15 protein-coding genes are annotated in these 17,579 nt (G+C 44.5%); 14 read left to right on the top strand and 1 reads right to left on the bottom strand.

The features are described from left to right. The first annotated feature begins 193 nt into the window (after positions 1 to 193). The 3 genes from J2Z66_RS06385 to J2Z66_RS06375 all read left to right on the top strand — a co-directional run bounded on the left by J2Z66_RS06385 (position 194) and on the right by J2Z66_RS06375 (position 2,957). Positions 194 to 1,141, top strand: a complete 948-nt coding sequence (locus J2Z66_RS06385) for a sensor histidine kinase (protein WP_209970537.1) — start codon at positions 194 to 196, stop codon at positions 1,139 to 1,141. 323 nt (positions 1,142 to 1,464) lie between these two features. Further along, on the top strand, positions 1,465 to 1,803 hold the full coding sequence (locus tag J2Z66_RS06380) for an ASCH domain-containing protein (protein ID WP_209970536.1): 339 nt from the start codon (positions 1,465 to 1,467) through the stop codon (positions 1,801 to 1,803). Positions 1,804 to 1,844: 41 nt separating this feature from the next. Then, a complete protein-coding gene (locus tag J2Z66_RS06375) occupies positions 1,845 to 2,957 on the top strand; it encodes a Gfo/Idh/MocA family protein (RefSeq protein WP_209970535.1) in 1,113 nt (370 codons plus the stop codon). A 143-nt stretch (positions 2,958 to 3,100) separates the two neighbouring features. On the opposite strand, the gene J2Z66_RS06370 is transcribed toward J2Z66_RS06375, so the two are convergent. Next, complete coding sequence (locus J2Z66_RS06370; protein ID WP_209970534.1) at positions 3,101 to 4,486, bottom strand: MFS transporter; 1,386 nt, start codon at positions 4,484 to 4,486, stop codon at positions 3,101 to 3,103. A 112-nt stretch (positions 4,487 to 4,598) separates the two neighbouring features. Here J2Z66_RS06370 and J2Z66_RS06365 point away from each other — a divergent pair, with 112 nt between their 5' ends. The 11 genes from J2Z66_RS06365 to J2Z66_RS06315 all read left to right on the top strand — a co-directional run bounded on the left by J2Z66_RS06365 (position 4,599) and on the right by J2Z66_RS06315 (position 17,571). Then, positions 4,599 to 5,480, top strand: a complete 882-nt coding sequence (locus tag J2Z66_RS06365) for a LysR family transcriptional regulator (RefSeq protein ID WP_209970533.1) — start codon at positions 4,599 to 4,601, stop codon at positions 5,478 to 5,480. A 169-nt stretch (positions 5,481 to 5,649) separates the two neighbouring features. Beyond that, positions 5,650 to 5,781 carry a winged helix-turn-helix transcriptional regulator gene (locus J2Z66_RS44000; protein ID WP_209970532.1) on the top strand — a complete coding sequence of 44 codons (132 nt, stop codon included), beginning with the start codon at positions 5,650 to 5,652 and terminating at the stop codon, positions 5,779 to 5,781. A 406-nt stretch (positions 5,782 to 6,187) separates the two neighbouring features. Then, positions 6,188 to 6,424, top strand: coding sequence for a hypothetical protein (locus tag J2Z66_RS06355; RefSeq protein ID WP_209970531.1), 237 nt, complete (start codon positions 6,188 to 6,190; stop codon positions 6,422 to 6,424). Positions 6,425 to 6,550: 126 nt separating this feature from the next. Next, complete coding sequence (locus J2Z66_RS06350; protein ID WP_209970530.1) at positions 6,551 to 8,461, top strand: PAS domain S-box protein; 1,911 nt, start codon at positions 6,551 to 6,553, stop codon at positions 8,459 to 8,461. A 119-nt stretch (positions 8,462 to 8,580) separates the two neighbouring features. After that, on the top strand, positions 8,581 to 9,291 hold the full coding sequence (locus tag J2Z66_RS06345; protein WP_209970529.1) for a TioE family transcriptional regulator: 711 nt from the start codon (positions 8,581 to 8,583) through the stop codon (positions 9,289 to 9,291). A 90-nt stretch (positions 9,292 to 9,381) separates the two neighbouring features. Then, positions 9,382 to 10,923, top strand: a complete 1,542-nt coding sequence (locus tag J2Z66_RS06340; RefSeq protein ID WP_209970528.1) for a hypothetical protein — start codon at positions 9,382 to 9,384, stop codon at positions 10,921 to 10,923. 107 nt (positions 10,924 to 11,030) lie between these two features. After that, positions 11,031 to 12,080, top strand: coding sequence for a serine hydrolase domain-containing protein (locus tag J2Z66_RS06335; RefSeq protein ID WP_209970527.1), 1,050 nt, complete (start codon positions 11,031 to 11,033; stop codon positions 12,078 to 12,080). A 175-nt stretch (positions 12,081 to 12,255) separates the two neighbouring features. After that, entirely contained in the window at positions 12,256 to 14,325 is a 2,070-nt protein-coding gene (locus tag J2Z66_RS06330; RefSeq protein WP_209970526.1) for a bifunctional aldolase/short-chain dehydrogenase, read from the top strand. A gap of 57 nt (positions 14,326 to 14,382) precedes the next feature. Next, positions 14,383 to 14,754, top strand: coding sequence for a sensory rhodopsin transducer (locus tag J2Z66_RS06325; protein WP_209970525.1), 372 nt, complete (start codon positions 14,383 to 14,385; stop codon positions 14,752 to 14,754). A gap of 45 nt (positions 14,755 to 14,799) precedes the next feature. Continuing rightward, positions 14,800 to 16,056, top strand: a complete 1,257-nt coding sequence (gene rhaA, locus J2Z66_RS06320) for an L-rhamnose isomerase (protein ID WP_209970524.1) — start codon at positions 14,800 to 14,802, stop codon at positions 16,054 to 16,056. Between the two features lie 39 nt (positions 16,057 to 16,095). Further along, positions 16,096 to 17,571, top strand: a complete 1,476-nt coding sequence (locus J2Z66_RS06315) for a rhamnulokinase (protein ID WP_209970523.1) — start codon at positions 16,096 to 16,098, stop codon at positions 17,569 to 17,571. Positions 17,572 to 17,579 lie beyond the last annotated feature (8 nt).

Below are 17,579 nucleotides of genomic sequence, written 5' to 3'. Positions count from 1 at the left end.
CACCTCCCTGCTTTCACGATTATCCTAGCATTCTGCCGAAAGTACTGTATATAGCACTTTGGAGTCAGATTCAGCCGAACCAATGCGCCTCTGACATGGATTCGTCAAATAGCAAGAATGCAATAGCTCTTCTGAGTCATAGAATTTTTGAGGAAATATGATTATATTGAAAATAGAAGGGTTAGGAGGATTTATGATCTTATATAAAAATATTAAGAGCCTGATATTGATCATTCCCACACTAACAATTGGTCTTTGGGAATACTTGCGCCACACGATATTACTGCCCTATATTTCTATGGAGCTGGGAAACTGGCTTTCGCCGCTCATCATTTTTTTGGTAACGATGACTTTGTTGCGCCAATTGTTTCAAATCATGGAACACTTGCAGGAACAGCTTCAACAAGAGAAGGCCGCTAAAGCGTCTTTGGAGGAACGGGAAAAGATTGCCCGTGAATTACACGATGGAATCGCGCAGTCTTTGTTTTTGTTGTCAGTTAAAGTGGATCGATTAGAAAAAGATGACTCCGGGGAACGGTCAGAACGGACAGAGCCTTATCAAAGCTTTCGTAAGACTGTGCATCAAATAAATGAGTACGTAAGGCAGGCCATTGCCAACTTGCGCTATCCGCCGATACCAGCTGCAATGCCTTGGAAAGAGTCCATTCATAATCTTGTTCAGGACTTTAAAAAAGATACAGGAATCACGGCCGAACTGGACTGGCAGCTCAGTGAAGATAAGCTTTCCATGAAAGAAAAGGTAGAATTATATGCGACACTAAGAGAAGCCCTCATTAATGTATATAAGCACGCGAATGCCAGCCAGGCATGGGTCTCTGGGCAAGAAGACAAAAGTGGATGGCGCTGTATGGTAAAAGACAACGGCAAGGGTTTTCTCCAGGATGGTTGGAGCAGTTCGGGCAGTTTAGACAGTTCTGGCAACTCGGATAGATTGGATAGTTCGGGTAGTTCAAGCGATTCGGATAGATTGGATAGTTTGCATGCTTCTAACAGTTCAACAGGATACGGCCTTAGGATTATGAAAGAGCGAGCTCTGGAGCTTGGATGGTTTCTTGATTTTAAGAAAGAGCAGGGTCTGACAATCATCGAAGTAGGGAAAAGGGGAGAGAGAGAGGGATAAGCCAGTAGGATGAACGTATTGGAAAAAACAAGTATAATTAAGACTCAACACCCAAACGAGTGATTGAGTAACCTTGGGTCATCTGTTAGGCTTGCTGCTGACCTCAATACCTTCAAAAAATCGAAAATCCAAGCAACCTGCTATGCAAACCCAAAAAAGATCCAAATATACAACAATTTAGGGCCCTTTCTAACCAAATAAAAGGAATTGCTGTGAATACTCCTTTTGCAACTTTTGCAGGCTCAGAAGCATTCTAAGTGAAATTTTCTCCAAAATCATCTAGAATTGAAAGTGTCGAAGTTGAATATTGAGGTGAAGATGAATTGGTACATCAAATGGGGCTATATGGAGAATATTTCAAAGCGATAAAAGAAGGAAGAAAGACGGTTGAGGTACGTTTGAACGACGAGAAAAGAAGAATGATCCAAGTCGGGGATACCATCGAATTTATTAATGTCCCTGAACAAAATGAAACATTAAAAGTTCAAGTTACAATGTTAAGAATATACGATACATTTAAAGAGATGTATGAAAATATCCCATTTAAGGAATTCGATTGTGAAGGATGGTTATTGGAAGAGATGGTTGAAGGCACATTTGCAATCTACACGCGAGAACAAGAAAAACAATGGGGAACATTGGCGATTTCAATAAAGTATTAACATTGGGTATGTTACCAAGATTACCAAGAGGAGAAATGTCGATGAAAGAAATTCGCTTAGGGATGATCGGAAGCGGGAATGTTAGTGACCGTTACTTTATGCAGGCTGCCCAGCTGGAAGGAGTTCGTTTCGTGGCTACATGTGCAAGACGGATGGAAAGCGCGGAGCGGAAAGCTGCTGCTCATAGTGTGCCACGTTGGTATGATGATTACCGCATCATGATAGACAAAGAAGAGCTTGATGCCATTGTAGTAACGACGCCCCACTCCATACATATGGAGCCAGTGCTGACAGCTCTTGAACGCGGGCTGCATGTATTGAACGAGAAGCCGATGGCTACTTCTTTTGAGGATTGTAAACGGATGGTTTTGCTCGCGGAAGAGAAAAGTGCGATCTTCATGAGTTTGCCCTTTGATCTCAACTCTGCCTTCCTAGCTGCTTCCGAGTTTGTCGATGAACGATACATCGGTAAAATCACCGGTGCCGAGGCTCAGCTTTCTCTGCCCGGACCGTGGAGGGATAACTGGTATTATAATAAATCAGTCGCTCACGGTGGAGCCGTGCTCGACTGTCTAGTTTATCCCGTCAGCCGATTAATCGCTTTGTTGGGTCCCGCTGTTAGTGTCATGGCAGAAGTCAATACGTTAATTCCGAATCGGATCGTAGGCGAAGGCAAAAAAGTGAATAGTGACGTTGATGATAATGTGACCCTAATCGTCGAATTTGCTGGTGGTCAACATGCAGTCATCCGTACATTATGGGGAACATCGTTCAAGCAAAATAATACTTTGATATATGGCCGCAGCGGGACGATAGCCCTGAACGATAGCGGATTTCCCCTGGTTATACATTCCCTGAAACTAGCTTTGGCAGATGCTGAGCAGGTGACATGGCGCGGTCTCAGCGATTGCTATGTACCACACGGAAGCATTGCTTCCGTACCGGATGAGAATGTTTTAACCTATTTCGTTCGCTGCATCCGTAACGGAAAACAGCCCATACAATCGGGTAGACAGCAGTTGCATGTTCACGAAATTATGTTCGGAGCTTACACCTCAGCGCAATCTGGCAAACGTTATGAATTATCAACAACTTTTACTCCTTGGGAGAAATTGGATCCAAATATTTTTGATACTCGAAGTGATTTCATTTAAAATTTAAAGGCCTTTGTACTGGGCAAAGTATTTGATCATTACTCAGTAAGCCCCACGCTTCCCGACCTTGAAAGATTTGAACAGCGTGGGGCTTACTATGATGACAATCACTGAGACAAATTTTCAAACAAGCTATTCAATACCTACGACTCTTGCACATACCCTGCCTCCCGGCGCCGCCGACTCATGAATACCAAAGACAATGCAATTACCGTGAGAATAATTCCAAGCACTCGAAATCCCTCGAAGTTGAACTTACCTCCCATTACGACACCTATCAACAAGGAAGATAGAATAGTTCCCAGGTATCTTGATGTATTAAATAATCCGGATGCTACGCCGATTATTTCTTTTGGAGAACTTTGGAACAAGGCCGCTTGCATACCTACATTGTTCAATCCGTTGCTAATACCGAATGCAGCCAAAGCCAAACACACGCTGATAACGGGTGATGTTTGGTTCAATGTCACAAGCCACACCGACCCTAATGTCATCAAGATTGCGGACACCAGTAAAGCTGGTCGAGGTCCTGATTTATCAATCCATCGTCCTGCTATTGGAGAAGTAACTAGTGAGCACAAGCCCAAGGTTAGCATGAGAATCCCTGTTTGGAACTCGCTAACATGACGTACCATTTGCAAGTAGGACGGAAGCCCGAAAAAGAGCGAGTAATAAAGTATGTTAACGAGCATGAATTCGACATTAACCCAAGTCATCGCAGGATATTTGGCGAATGTGCGCAAAGGAATAAAAGGTGACGCCGCTTTTAACTCATGTCGTACGAATGCCCCCAGTGCAACGAGACCTATCAGCACGAGAATGACATTTCCTAATGAGATATGCCCAGATGATTTTGCTGAGAGTAATCCAAAGAGCAGGGCAACCAGTCCCACTGTGAAGAGCAGGATCCCTGACGCATCAACCAAATCAAACCATTTACGATAGGTCATGCCCAGTGTAACGGATGTTGACGGTTCGTCCTTAGGAATATGCCTCCAAGATAATAGAAAGCTCACCACTGCGAAAGGAATATTGACGAAAAAGATAGCAGGCCAGCCCCACCAGTGAATGATGACCCCGCCAATAAAGGGTCCAATTGCTGCCGCACCGGATAGGAATATGGACAAAACAGATAGTGCTGTCGCTTGTTTCTCGGTAATATGAATTCGCACAATGGCCATTCCAACCGCAACCATCATGCTGGTTCCTATGGCTTGCACAATGCGGAACACGATGAGCCACCCGAAGTTTGGTGATAATGGAGCTAATAAGGATGCAATGAAGGCTACAACAAGCCCGGTAAGAAATATCTTCCTACGACCGAATAAATCGCTAGCCTTTCCCATGACAGGTTGAGCGATGCTGCTTGCAATATAGAAAGAAAAAACAATCCAGGAAACACCTGTAAAGTCAAGTTGGAACACATTTTGCAGACTTGGAATAGCAACAGAAACCATCGAAGAATTTAAAGGGTTCAATAGTATCCCTAGACCAACTGAAATCATTAACCACCTGCTGCGAACACTCATTTTGAATCCCCCCGATGCGTATTAATGTCATCTTACTTGAAATCGTTTATTCATTCCAACGCATTTCATGTTATAATCTCATTGACTTGAGGGAATGAATGGAGGGTACGAAATGGAACTTCTTCAACTGCAATATTTTCTCACAGTAGCTCGTTTGGAACATGTTACCGAAGCTGCACGAAATCTGCACGTTACTCAGTCGTCACTAAGCAAAACGATTCAACGCTTGGAGGAGGATCTAGGTGTTCCTTTATTCGATCGAATAGGGAGGAAGCTGCGATTAAATGAGTTCGGAAGCAGATTTCTTCGCCGTGCAGAAAGAGCTTTGTTTGAATTGGAACAGGGGAAGCAGGAGCTAAGTGATTTATCCAGCCCGGATCATGGCACACTCGAATTAGCGGTGACCACCGCAAGCACATTACCAAATATCCTTCGAGAGTTTCAGAAAAAGCGCCCCAATATTCAATTTCATGTTCAAATGCTGACCACGAAGGAAATGGTTACGCTTCTTGATAGAGGAGAGGTTGATTTTTGCTTGTCCTCACCTCCGATAAGAGGGGATGACATCGAATGTCAAATCGTGTTTATCGATCCTATCCTTGTAGCCGTTCCAAAAGGGCATAGGCTGGCAGATCGAAGCAGCGTATCCTTGACAGAGCTAAGAGATGAATGGTTTGTTGGTGTAAAAAGAGGCTACGGTACTCGCGATTTAATTGACTCTGTATGCAAATCGGTTGGATTTGTACCTAAATTTGTGTATGAGGGTGATGAGCCTGCAAGGCTTAGCATGCTTGTTGAAGCCGAAATTGGCATAGCTTTCATACCAAGCACGGCAAGGAATTCACGGGAAGATATCAAATATCTCCAAGTAGAGAATCAAGAATTGGTACGGGAGATAGCTTTATTATGGCACAAGAGTCGGTACATTTCGCAGGCTGCTCTGGAATTCCGTGAGGTAGTTGTACAATATTTTGAAGCGATATCCAAATCCTAATTGTATAACCAGTAGAGCTCAGGTGGAGATAAGGCTTGAGTTATGTTTATGTGTCAGCCGGTGGGCTCCGTTTCTCTTAACAGATCCGTACCGAACGGATGATCTATGATATACAGCCAGCTATCATCCGGCTGCTTTCTAACAACTTCTGAAGTGCGCATTTTTAACGATGCCGCCGAAGGTTGAGTACACATTAACCGATTTCGGAAAAAGTTTGGAGCCCATTCTGGAGCAAATGATAATAGTGGGGGAACATTACATTTCTTTGCACAAAAATGAAGCCAATGATAGGGATAGCTAAAAACTTGCCGTAATCTTGCTGTAATATAGACACCCAGAAACCCAATCAACGTTAGCTTTTTATATGAATCTGGGCTTTGAGCTAATAAAACTTGAGAAAGATTTCTTTATATCAGGATATCATCGCGTGACTTTCGCTAAATCAGTTTAATGGGCAGATTGCATGAATAGAGTCTAATTGCCAGTTGGAGTAAACCTTAGCAGTACAACCTTCCTTGAATGGAGCATGTGCGCCACTTAATGATGTTTTTCATCGTTAAAGCAAGTGTTCCAGGTCAATCCGTCACGTTAATGATGTTTTTCATCGTTAAAAGAGGTCGGATGGCCCCCTCAGGGTGAATAATAGCGATTTAACGATGAAAAACATCGTTAAGTAAGGATATGGAGAAGACCTGGCGCTTTTAACGATGAAAATCATCGTTAAAGTAGCAGCTCCTTCTCAGCTGCGCGTTCTTCAGTCCCAGCGGTCTTGGCCCGCGGGCAAATCTCCTCCAATCCAGCGAAAAACCCTTCATGGCTGTTCGTTTAAGCTGGCAGTCCATTTAAGCTGCATTCCTTTTGAACGTGGTGTTTGTACGATTCGTGCGATTGTGGCTGAGAGAGAGCATGGCTTTGGGTGGAAGAGCGGAGGCGTCCGCATTTAAAGATTTGTTCCACCATACAATTCGTTTCCACTCAAGAGAACAAATCTTTAACAGCGGCTGGAGCCTGCAGCCATTCCTTCATCAACGCACCTGTTGTATAATGATCCATATGAGGAGGTGCGGAATATGCAGAATAAAGAAGGATTTGGTCACCAAGCTATTTTTGAACATGTGTATAAGAATGCTCCGATTGGCATCGCCTTAGTATCGGTTGAAGAGCAGTGGATAAGTGTTAATCCTGCACTCTGTAATTTTTTTGGGCTTATGGAAGTGGAAGTCATGAAACTTAGGGCTGCAGATTTCATTTATCCAGAAAATGTAAATAATATTGAAGATTTATTAGATTTTATGAACGGTGTGTCTACTTTTGAGGCAGAAAAACGCTATTCTCATACCAATGGAGAAATCATCTGGGCTTCTTTACATGTTTCGCTGGTACGCGATGAAAGTGATGGAAAGCCTCTTTTTTTCATTTCACAAGTGATCGATATTACGAAAAGCAAAGTTGCCGAAATAAAGCTGCTGGAAAGCATTGAACGCTATACTTCGCTAAAAAAGTACAACCATGATGCCATCATCTCTTTTGGTATGGAAGGCATTATTTTAAATGGAAATCAAATGGCAGAACAAGTATCCGGATATAGCATTGCTGAACTAATTGGAACTAGCGTTGCCAAACTAATTGGTGAAAAAAATCTCGCAAACATCCTCTTGGCCTTAGAAGACTATACAAAGGTTGAAAAAGATATAAATTATATCCAAAACAAAGAGGGGTCCGCAGTCGAAGTGCTAGCCACTTTAGCTCCGATTATTATTCATAATCAGAATGTGGGCTTCTATATCATTGCGAAAGACATGACCGATCAAAAGAAGCTGATTATTGAGAAAGAAGCCGCGGAAAAGACGAATAAAGCGAAGAGTGAATTTTTAGCTATGATGAGTCATGAAATTCGTACGCCTATGAATGGTGTCATTGGAATGACTGATTTGCTCATAGATACGAGCCTGGACCCCGAGCAAATTGAATATGTTCAAATTATTAAAAAAAGTGGCGACACGCTTCTTATGATCATCAATGATATTCTGGACTTCTCCAAGATCGAATCGGGCAAGACGGAATTAGTTGAAGAGCCATTTAGCGTAAGAACAATGCTATCAGAAACGCTGCATATTATTTTGCCAAAAGCGCTTGAAAAAAATTTAGAAATTACAACATCCGTTTTCCCTGACGTTCCCTCCATTGTGCTTGGTGATATTACTAAGTTAAGACAAGTGATTATGAACTTGCTTAGCAACGCTATTAAGTTTACGCCTAATGGTGCGGTTGCAATCTCGGTACAACGTGCTGCGCAAGAAGAGGACAGGGTAAGTCTCCAATTTGCCATTCGGGATACAGGTCTAGGTGTGCCTCAAGAGAAGATTGTTCATTTATTCGATCCCTTTTATCAGGTCGATAATTTTATGACACGTACTGTTGAAGGAACTGGACTCGGATTAGCTATCTGCAAAAAGCTTGTTCACCTAATGGGCGGAGATATCTGGTATGAGCCCTGTCTAGAACAACCGGGATCAGCTTTTATATTCACGGCTTCCTTTCAGATCCAAACTCATCCAGATTCCATGTTGTATGATACGTCAGCTGAGCAGGATAAACTCATAGAGAATCCTTTAAAAGTCCTTATAGCGGAAGATAATGAAGTTAATCAAATTGTCATTAAAAAAATGGTCGAGAAGCTCGGTTATAATTCAACGACAGTCCAAAACGGTAAAGAAGCCGTTGATGCGTGTGAGCGTTATCCGTATGACATTATTTTTATGGATATTCAAATGCCTGTTATGGATGGATTAGAAGCTACTAAAAAGATCAGGGAAACTTTATCCGCTAAGAAAAAGCCTTATATCGTAGCAGTAACCGCACATGCCATAAAAGGCGATCGGGAAAAATATTTAGCCGTTGGTTTTGATGAATATATAAGCAAGCCCATTAGTATTGATGCTATATCCAATGTGATTGACAAATTCCCTAGTCTCAAGTAAATTCACTGTCAGTATGTAAAGACTGTCGAGAACTCTCGGCGGTCTTTCTCTGTGCAATGTTTTTCCATAAAATTTCATGGTATATTGAAAATCTATGAACCTATGGGGGAGGACTGAAGATGCATTACTTCAAGCCAATCGAGATTGCCAGAGAGCTCCAGATTAGTACAAGCGCTTTGCGGCATTACGAGTCATGGGGAGTTGTCCCGGCACCTGCTCGTGCTGCGAATGGGTATCGTCTTTATACCAAGGTGCATGTAGCCTATTTCCGCTGCCTTCGTGCCATGTTCCCCGGATTTGGTGTTCCGATCACTTGTGAAGTGCTTCTGCACATACAAAAAGCGGATATAGATACCGCGTTCTGGCTTGTAAACAAAGAACAATCCAATCTGCAGCATGAAAAAGTAGTTGCCGACCAAACGCTTGCGCTGCTGCAAGATCCGGATCTCCCACTTATTGCGAATAAAAAGCTAAAAAACAATATGACCATTGGCGAAGTCGCCGCGCTCACTGATGTACAAGCTTCGGCAATTCGTCATTGGGAAAAGGAAGGACTTCTCCTGCCAGGACGAGATCCCGAGAATGGATATCGCGTTTTCACCTCCATGCATGTACGGCAAATTTTGCTCATTCGTACTTTGCGCAGGACTGTCTACTTTTTGGAAAATATGAAGGAAATTGTTCAGGCTGTGGAGCATCAAAATATAGAGCAAGCAAAGAAAGTCACCGAACAAGCACTATTGAGCATTCATCAGCGTAACCGTATGCAGTTCTATGGCGTTCATCAATTGGTTCTGCTTTGTAAAGAGGTTGAGCTGCTGGAGCATTGACGGTAATGCTTATGCTTGATTTAACCAGATTACGGGTAAACTTATTTAATGAACTTTGAAGATCTATGTTTGAGCTAGGAGTTGAATGGGATGAAGGACCAAGCCGCGAAAGAATTAGATCCAACAGAATTTGACTGGACAACCTTACTGCGCGGCAGCGATGCTGAGTTAGAATTAGCCTGGATGCATGTGGAAATGAATGACCGCAAAGAGGACTTGTCGGAGCTTGGCTGGCTGCTGCAAGGCATTAGAAAGAAGCTCCAGGTTTACCAGGAAGCTTTCCCGGATAAACAATTCGAGCTCGATCTGGAAGCGGCCTTTACCCAGCAGACGGATTTGCTGCAGCAGCGTGTGGATGGTTATGAAAACAAGCTGGAAGCTTGCGATCTGGATGCTTACCTCAGCTTGAAGTACGAAATTCGTCTGCTTTTCAAGCAGCTTGGTGCGATATTAGCCGGAAGTGATTGGCAATCTCCATGCAAAAGGTTGGGCAGTGCTGCCCCAGACATCTCCGCCGAGGCAGGTTTTGCCCAGGAGGAAGAAGGCACTTATATGCGCAGCTATGGCAGCGAAACCGTGAAGCAGTACGAGGAGGCTTCTATAGAAGCTTTTTACTCCTTATCAGAGGGCTTGCTCAAACAAAGTGTAGGTTTTTTGACGTCCTCGGGCATGAAGGCTCTTGAGCTGGCCCTATTCTCATATAAAAGTATAACGCAACAAACAATGCCTTTCTATTTTCAAAAGGGCTTCTATGGTGAAGGTGTAGATCTGGCTACTATGCTGCTGAATGCTCCGTTGGAGGTAGACCCTGAGGCAATCTATACAAAAGTGGAGGCTAACGAGACGATCGGCGGTCTTCTTGTTGATCCTGGGGTATGCTGGCCGGTAAGACCCGCAATTGATCTTGCTAGGTTATTCGAAGGCTTGGCCCATCACAAACAGAACGCACCGCTTTATGTTATCGTGGACCGGACACTGACAAGTATTGCTAATCCTTTATTCGTTAGGTATGCGGATCGGCTGCCGGATCATGTCGTGCTGATCAGTGTGGAAAGTGGGATTAAATACTTGCAATATGGGTTTGATTTGGCAAATGTCGGCTGCCTGGTCGCGCTCGGGAGGGCTCTTGAAAGCGCGGAGCATCGAGAGAAATGGGTGTCTCTCTTGTCGCTCCTCGACGCGGGTGCCGATCCGGTCACGGTCCGTCAGCTGCCTGAGCCTGATCTAAAGCGGGTAACGTCCCGCTTGTGCAGATTGAATCGCAATGCTTACTGGATGGACGCTTTTTTGAGGCATATGGTACGGGAAGGGAAGGTTGCTTCCTTTTATCATTCGGTGGAGCCATCTTCTCAATTTATGCTGAAAGGTCAGCCATGGATCGGCTCGCTTTTTTATATTCAGCTTCCAGGTGAACGCACGGAGCAGGACTATCAGGCCTGGATTGATCGTTTTGTAGCAGCTGCTCCCGAGGAAGAACATTTTGTATCCGGAGGCAGTTTTGGCTTCGATACGTTCCGGATGAATGCTGTCACCGATGCGACCGGCAAGGAAACGGCTCTTCGAGTGTCTATCGGAAGGGACCCGCTAGTCCAGCTGCTCTGGAAGCTTCGATATATGTACCGCCATATGTAAAAAATAGTGTAATAGAGATTGAATTAGCAGGATATTCCATTCTCTAAATAGAATACATGGGGGTTAGATTCGATACTAAAAAAGTTGAATTGAGGCGGTACAAAATCATGAATATGACACTATCGGAAATTGATCTGACTGAACTTCATTCATCGATTGAAAATCTTGTTGCCGAGGATAAGTTTTCGGGCTCTGTATTAGTTGCGCGGCACGGGGAAGTCCTGTACAAACATGCTTTTGGTATGGCCAGCAAAGGAAACAGCATTCCAAACCGAACAGACACCAAGTTTAATCTTGGTTCGTTGAACAAGAGCTTTACCGCCGTTTCCATTATGAAGCTAGCGCAAGATGGGCTCTTGCATGTTAATGATTTAATCGGCAAGTACTTGCCTCATTTTCCTCCGGAGCTTGCCAATAAAATTACTATTCACCAGCTTCTAACGCATACATCGGGAGCTGGTCTTTACTGGAATGATAAATTTAAAGCCAGGTTTACCTCCTTAAAAACCGTGAATGACTACATTCCGCTATTTATTGAAGATCCGCTTTTGTTCGAACCGGGAACGATGTGGGCATATAGTAATTCAGGGTATATCATTCTAGGAGCGATCATCGAAGCAGTTTCAGGGAAGGACTATTTTGAATTTGTGCAAGAGCATGTTTACACACCAGCGAATATGCACAACTCCGACTGTTACGATCTGGAATATGACGTACCAAACCTGGCAACCGGGTATACCCGGTTAGGCACAGAGGAGGGAGGTCCTTGGCGCAATAATGTATTTTTGCATGTCGTAAAGGGAGGACCAGCAGGTGGAGGATACTCGACTGTCGCAGATCTGCTCCAGTTTGACATCGCCCTTCGTGCAAATAAGCTGCTTAGTCCCGAATGGACGAACCTGGCTACAACCGATAAGTTTAAATCTTTCGGCCCAGATATGCAAATGCAGTACGGGTATGGATTTATGGATGTGAACAAGCAGGGAGAGCGGATCATCGGTCACAATGGCGGATTTCCCGGGGTTAGCGCGCTTCTGAATATGTATATGAATAGCGGTTTTACATTAGCAGTATTATCTAATTACGATCCAGACAGGGGAATAATCGGGGTACACCAAAAATTCGAGGAATTGCTCTTTGGTAATGAGAGCGCTTAACAACGACGAATGTTCCTACATTTTCGTTTATCTCACCAGAAAAATCTCAGTTGATAGATTTCCTTTTATTTTTGGTTAAATCTTTGTTTGTGTTTGATTTTTTTTGTATTCAAAACAAAACAAATATGATAAGATGAAATCAAAACCAAATAAACATCAACTCGGAGGTATAATCATGGTACAAAGTTTATGGGAAGCATCTAAAGCAGCAGAACAAATTACGGGTCTTGCTCAATTGGTTTATCGCTCCAATCTGATAGGTACAGATCGTCGTGTGTGCAATTATGGCGGGGGGAATACTTCCAGCAAAACGATCGTAAAGGATTTTCGCGGTCGTGACGTAGAAGTTATGTTTGTTAAAGGCAGCGGTTCTGACCTTGCTACGATGAAGGCGTCTAATTTCACAGGCTTACGTATGGATGATATCCGTCCTTTGTTTGAGAAAGACGAAATGCCAGATGAAGAAATGGTCGCTTATCTTGCGAACTGTATGATTGATGCCAAGCATCCGCGTGCTTCTATTGAAACCTTGCTCCACGCTTTTCTTCCATTTAAACACGTTGACCACACGCATCCCGATTCCATAATCAGTCTTTGCTGCGCAGATAACGGTAAAGCACTGGCTAGTGAAATTTTCGGTGATCGTTTCGTTTGGGTTCCTTATATCCGTCCAGGCTTCAAATTATCCAAAATGATCGCAGAAGGTGTATTGAACAACCCTAACGCTGAGCTTGTACTTATGGAGAAGCACGGCTTAGTCACATGGGGTGAAACCTCAGAAGAGGCTTATGCTCAAACCATCAAGATTATCACCGAAGCAGAGAGCTTTATCAAAGCACGTGTGAAGGAAGATCAAATTTTCGGCGGAGTGAAGCATGCTGCCCTGGCTGCTGATGTTCGCAGAAGCGTTGCTGCACAAGTGATGCCTACGATCCGCGGTGCTGTTAGCGATGCGAAGAAGATGATTCTTTCTTTCGACGATGCCGATGACGTTCTTCAATTCGTAGGTGGACAAGATTCCGCAACACTTTCCCAGGTTGGAGCTGCTTGCCCGGATCACCTCGTTCATACGAAGGTTGTTCCTTTATTCATTGATTGGGCACCGGACGCTGATGATATCGACGGTCTTAAGGCCAAGCTTAAAGAAGGTATTGCCGCATACAAAGAAGAATACAAAGCTTACTTCGACCGCAACAAGAACGATGGCGATGTGATGTTTGAAGCGGCGCCGCGCGTGATCCTGATACCAGGCGTAGGCATGATCAATACCGGAAAAAGCTGGGCAATGTCTCAAGTGAGCGGAGCCTTGTATCACCGTGCCATCGCCGTTATGAGAGGTGCTACAGCTCTTGGACAATTCGTATCCCTGAGCGCGAACGAATCCTACAATGTTGAGTATTGGCCGCTTGAGCTTTACAAATTGTCACTGGCTCCTGCAGAAGCTGAGTTTTCCCGCAAAATTGCTTTCATCACTGGTGGAGCAGGCGGAATCGGCAGTGAGACAGCACGCCGACTGGTTTCTGAGGGTGCCCATGTTGTACTGGCAGATCTTAATCTTGAAGGTGCTGAGAAGGTTGCTTCAGATATTAATGCCAAATATGGAGAAAACCGTGCTATCGCAGTGAAGATGGATGTTACAAACGAAGATATGATTAAAGCAGCTTATGCAGAAACTTCAATTGCATATGGCGGTGTAGATATTATTGTTAATAATGCAGGTCTGGCCACTTCCAGCCCCTTCGACCAAACGTCTTTGAAGGAATGGAATTTGAACATGAACGTGCTCGGAACCGGATATTTCCTCGTTGCCCGCGAAGCGTTCATTCTGATGAAAGAGCAGGCGATCGGCGGCAACATGGTGTTCATCGGCTCCAAAAACTCTATTTATGCCGGTAAAAGCGCCTCGGCGTATAGCTCAGTTAAGGCACTGGAGGCTCATCTGGCTCGTTGCATCGCTGCAGAAGGTGGAGAGTTCGGCATTCGCGTCAACACGATTCTGCCGGATGCGATCCTGCAAGGCTCTGCTATCTGGAACGGAACCTGGCGTAACGAACGTGCCGCTGCTTACGGCATTGAACCTGATCAATTGGAAGAATATTATCGCAAACGTACAACCCTGCTAGTTAATATTTATCCGCGTGATATTGCGGAAGGGATCGCCTTCTTCGCTTCTTCGAAATCGGATAAAACAACAGGCTGCATGCTGACGATCGATGGCGGTGTACCTGCTGCATTTACTCGTTAATTGCACGATAGCAAGAGTAAGAGCAAGAGACTATTTATATAGAGGAGATGCTTTCACATGTCAGCAGCAACAGGCGAAAAGCTATGGATTATCCCTGACGGTTACATTCCGGAGTTTAGCTCTGGATCGTTAACCAGCCATGAATCGATTTGCGTATTAAATACCTCTTCCGAAGATGCATCCCTTAGCATCACTATCTTCTTTGAGGATCGTGATCCGCTTGAGGATATAACCGAAGTTGTTCAGGGCCGACGCACAAAGCATATCCGCACAGCGCTCTTAGACAAAGAAGGAGCATCCATACCCGTTGGTGTTCCCTATGCGATTCAAGTAAAGAGTAATATCCCGATCATCGTACAATACAGCCGCTTGGATGCGACTCAGGCTGAGAATGCTCTCATGTCAATCATGGCTTACCCAATCAAATAACTTATCAAATAACCTATCAAATATCAATGTTGAGGAGTTGTACAAATGGATAAGAACGTTCAAGCAAATTATGAGTTAGCCAAAGAGCTGTATGCAGCCCATGGCATCAATGTGGATCAAGTACTCGAGCAGCTGGAAAAAATCAAAGTTTCCATGCACTGCTGGCAGGGCGACGATGTAAAGGGATTTCTGAATCGTGATCAGGATTTGACCGGTGGTATATCCGTAACTGGTAATTATCCCGGAGCGGCACAAACACCTGAACAGCTTCGTGCAGATCTGGAGAAAGCCTTCTCTTTGATCCCAGGAAAGCATAAAGTAAATCTTCACGCCATTTATGCCGATACGGATGAGAAAGTTGAGATCGATAAGCTGGAACCGAAGCATTTTCAGAAGTGGGTGGATTGGAGTAAGGAGCAGGGATTAGGTCTCGATTTCAACCCGACTTGCTTTTCCCACGAGAAATCCAAGGATGGATTTACACTAAGTCATTCCGACGCAGAAATTCGTCAATTTTGGATTGATCACTGCAAAGCTTCCAGAAAAATCGGAGCGTATTTTGGCGAGCAGCTTGGTCAAACCTGCGTAACGAACATTTGGGTACCAGACGGCTTTAAGGATGTCCCCGCAGACCGCATGGCTCCAAGACAACGCTTGAAAGATTCCTTGGATGAAGTATTTGCTGAAGAGCTTAATCCCGCCTATAATCTGGATGCGATTGAAAGCAAGCTGTTCGGCCTTGGATCCGAAGCTTATGTTGTTGGTTCCCATGAGTTCTATATGGGCTATGGTATCCAAAACAACAAGCTGATCTGTCTGGATTCAGGACATTTCCATCCGACAGAAGTGATCTCGAACAAATTATCGTCCCTTGCTTTATTCGCCGATGGCATTCTGCTGCATGTCAGCCGTCCAATGAGATGGGATAGCGATCACGTGGTAACTTTGGATGATGAATTGATCGATATTGGCCGTGAATTGGTGCGCGGCGACCTGTTAGGTAAAACACATATCGGCCTGGATTTCTTCGATGCGAGCATTAACCGTGTTGCAGCTTGGGTTATCGGTACACGCAACACAATCAAAGCGATTCTGCGGGCGATGCTGGATCCTGTGGAAGCTTTGAAGAAAGCTGAACTGGAAGGCGATTATACAACACGTCTGGCATTGACAGAAGAGTTCAAATCGTATCCTTTCGGCGCTATCTGGGACTATTACTGTGCGTCCAAAAATGTTCCCGTACGCGAAGAGTGGCTCGCCGAGGTTAAAGCCTACGAGCAAGAAGTACTGCTTAAGCGCTGAAGCTGGCGGAATCCAATTAACGAATAAGGGTGATATCCTTTGGGAAACATTGTCGCATTTGATCTGGGGGCGAGCAGCGGAAGAGCTATGCTCGGCCGCTTGACGGATGGCAAGATCGAGATTACAGAGCTTCATCGGTTTTCCAATGATCCGGTGCAGGTGGGCGACCACTTGCATTGGGATATTTTACGGCTATATCACGAGATCAAGCAAGGGCTGTTAATCGCTAAAACCCAAGGCATCGATGTAGAAAGTATCGGTATCGATTCCTGGGGAGTCGATTTCGGATTTATTGGCAAGAACGGTGAACTTATCGGGAACCCGTATCATTACCGGGATCACCATACGGATCATATAATGGAGAAGTTGTTTGCTGAACTTCCGGCTTCGGAAATTTTCGCGAGTACAGGCATTCAGTTTCTTCAATTCAATACTATATTTCAACTTTATGCGCTTAAACAGGCTAACTCCCCTTGGTTGCAAGAGGGGAATAGGCTTCTTATGATTCCAGACTTGCTTAGATACTTCTTAACTGGAAATATGCATAATGAATTTTCAAATGCTACTACAACACAACTATTTAACCCAATTAAATATCAATGGGATAAAGAACTTTTCAACCGTCTGGGTTTCCATGATTCCTGGTTTGGCGATGTATTGCAGCCTGGAAGCAAAGCTGGGATGCTGCAAGCTTCTGTATGTGAAGAGCTAGGTATACCATCCATTCCTGTCTATGCGGTGGCCGAGCATGATACAGGCTCTGCAGTAGCTGCAGTACCTGCTACGGATCAGTCCTTTGCTTACTTGAGCTGTGGGACTTGGTCCTTAATGGGCACTGAGGTGCAGGAGCCTGTAATTAACGAATTGTCACAGAAGCTCAATTTTACCAATGAAGGTGGAGTTGAGGGGACTTACCGCTTGCTCAAAAATATTATGGGCTTGTGGATTTTGCAGGAAAGCCGCCGCGGTTGGGAAAAAGCAGGGAAATCGTATTCCTTCCCCGAGCTCGTGCAAATGGCCGGAGCAGCTAAACCTTTCAGCGCTTTCATTGATCCTGACGATTCCCTGTTCTTTGCCCCGGGAGATATGCCTGCCCGAATCGCTCAATATTGCCGTCAGACAGGACAGCAAGCACCTGAGTCAGTTGGGGAAATCGTGCGCTGCATTCTGGAAAGCCTTGCATTGAAGTATCGCTTTGTGTTTGAGATAACCGAACGTTTATCCGGCCAACAGTTCAATGGTTTGCATATGGTTGGCGGAGGGATTCAAAATACACTGCTTTGCCAGTGGTCAGCCAATGCTATTGGCAAACCGGTATGGGCGGGCCCTTCGGAAGGCAGCGCTATTGGTAACCTGGCTGTTCAATGGATCGCACAAGGCGTATTTAAAGATATTTGGGAAGCACGTCAAGTTATTCGGGATTCTTTTCCTATTGTTGAGTATAAACCTGAAGAACAAGAAGCCTGGGGTCATGCCTACGATAGATTTGTTAAGCTGACGGGAATTGCCGAATAATAAAGTCA

Origin of the sequence: Paenibacillus eucommiae (genome assembly GCF_017874215.1) — a bacterium.
GTDB lineage: Bacteria > Bacillota > Bacilli > Paenibacillales > NBRC-103111 > Paenibacillus_AI > Paenibacillus_AI eucommiae.
The sequence above is the reverse complement of the archived record's forward strand: the minus strand, read 5'-3'. Positions and strand labels throughout refer to the sequence as shown.

Excerpts from the sequence above, each read along its gene's own strand:
- J2Z66_RS06370 (WP_209970534.1), bottom strand. The coding sequence starts at position 4,486 with ATGAGTGTTCGCAGCAGGTGGTTAATGATTTCAGTTGGTCTAGGGATA.
- rhaA (WP_209970524.1), top strand. The coding sequence starts at position 14,800 with ATGGATAAGAACGTTCAAGCAAATTATGAGTTAGCCAAAGAGCTGTAT.
- J2Z66_RS06330 (WP_209970526.1), top strand. The coding sequence starts at position 12,256 with ATGGTACAAAGTTTATGGGAAGCATCTAAAGCAGCAGAACAAATTACG.
- J2Z66_RS06350 (WP_209970530.1), top strand. The coding sequence starts at position 6,551 with ATGCAGAATAAAGAAGGATTTGGTCACCAAGCTATTTTTGAACATGTG.
- J2Z66_RS06385 (WP_209970537.1), top strand. The coding sequence starts at position 194 with ATGATCTTATATAAAAATATTAAGAGCCTGATATTGATCATTCCCACA.
- J2Z66_RS06375 (WP_209970535.1), top strand. The coding sequence starts at position 1,845 with ATGAAAGAAATTCGCTTAGGGATGATCGGAAGCGGGAATGTTAGTGAC.
- J2Z66_RS06325 (WP_209970525.1), top strand. The coding sequence starts at position 14,383 with ATGTCAGCAGCAACAGGCGAAAAGCTATGGATTATCCCTGACGGTTAC.
- J2Z66_RS06355 (WP_209970531.1), top strand. The coding sequence starts at position 6,188 with ATGAAAATCATCGTTAAAGTAGCAGCTCCTTCTCAGCTGCGCGTTCTT.
- J2Z66_RS06340 (WP_209970528.1), top strand. The coding sequence starts at position 9,382 with ATGAAGGACCAAGCCGCGAAAGAATTAGATCCAACAGAATTTGACTGG.
- J2Z66_RS44000 (WP_209970532.1), top strand. The coding sequence starts at position 5,650 with ATGCCGCCGAAGGTTGAGTACACATTAACCGATTTCGGAAAAAGTTTG.
- J2Z66_RS06345 (WP_209970529.1), top strand. The coding sequence starts at position 8,581 with ATGCATTACTTCAAGCCAATCGAGATTGCCAGAGAGCTCCAGATTAGT.
- J2Z66_RS06335 (WP_209970527.1), top strand. The coding sequence starts at position 11,031 with ATGAATATGACACTATCGGAAATTGATCTGACTGAACTTCATTCATCG.
- J2Z66_RS06365 (WP_209970533.1), top strand. The coding sequence starts at position 4,599 with ATGGAACTTCTTCAACTGCAATATTTTCTCACAGTAGCTCGTTTGGAA.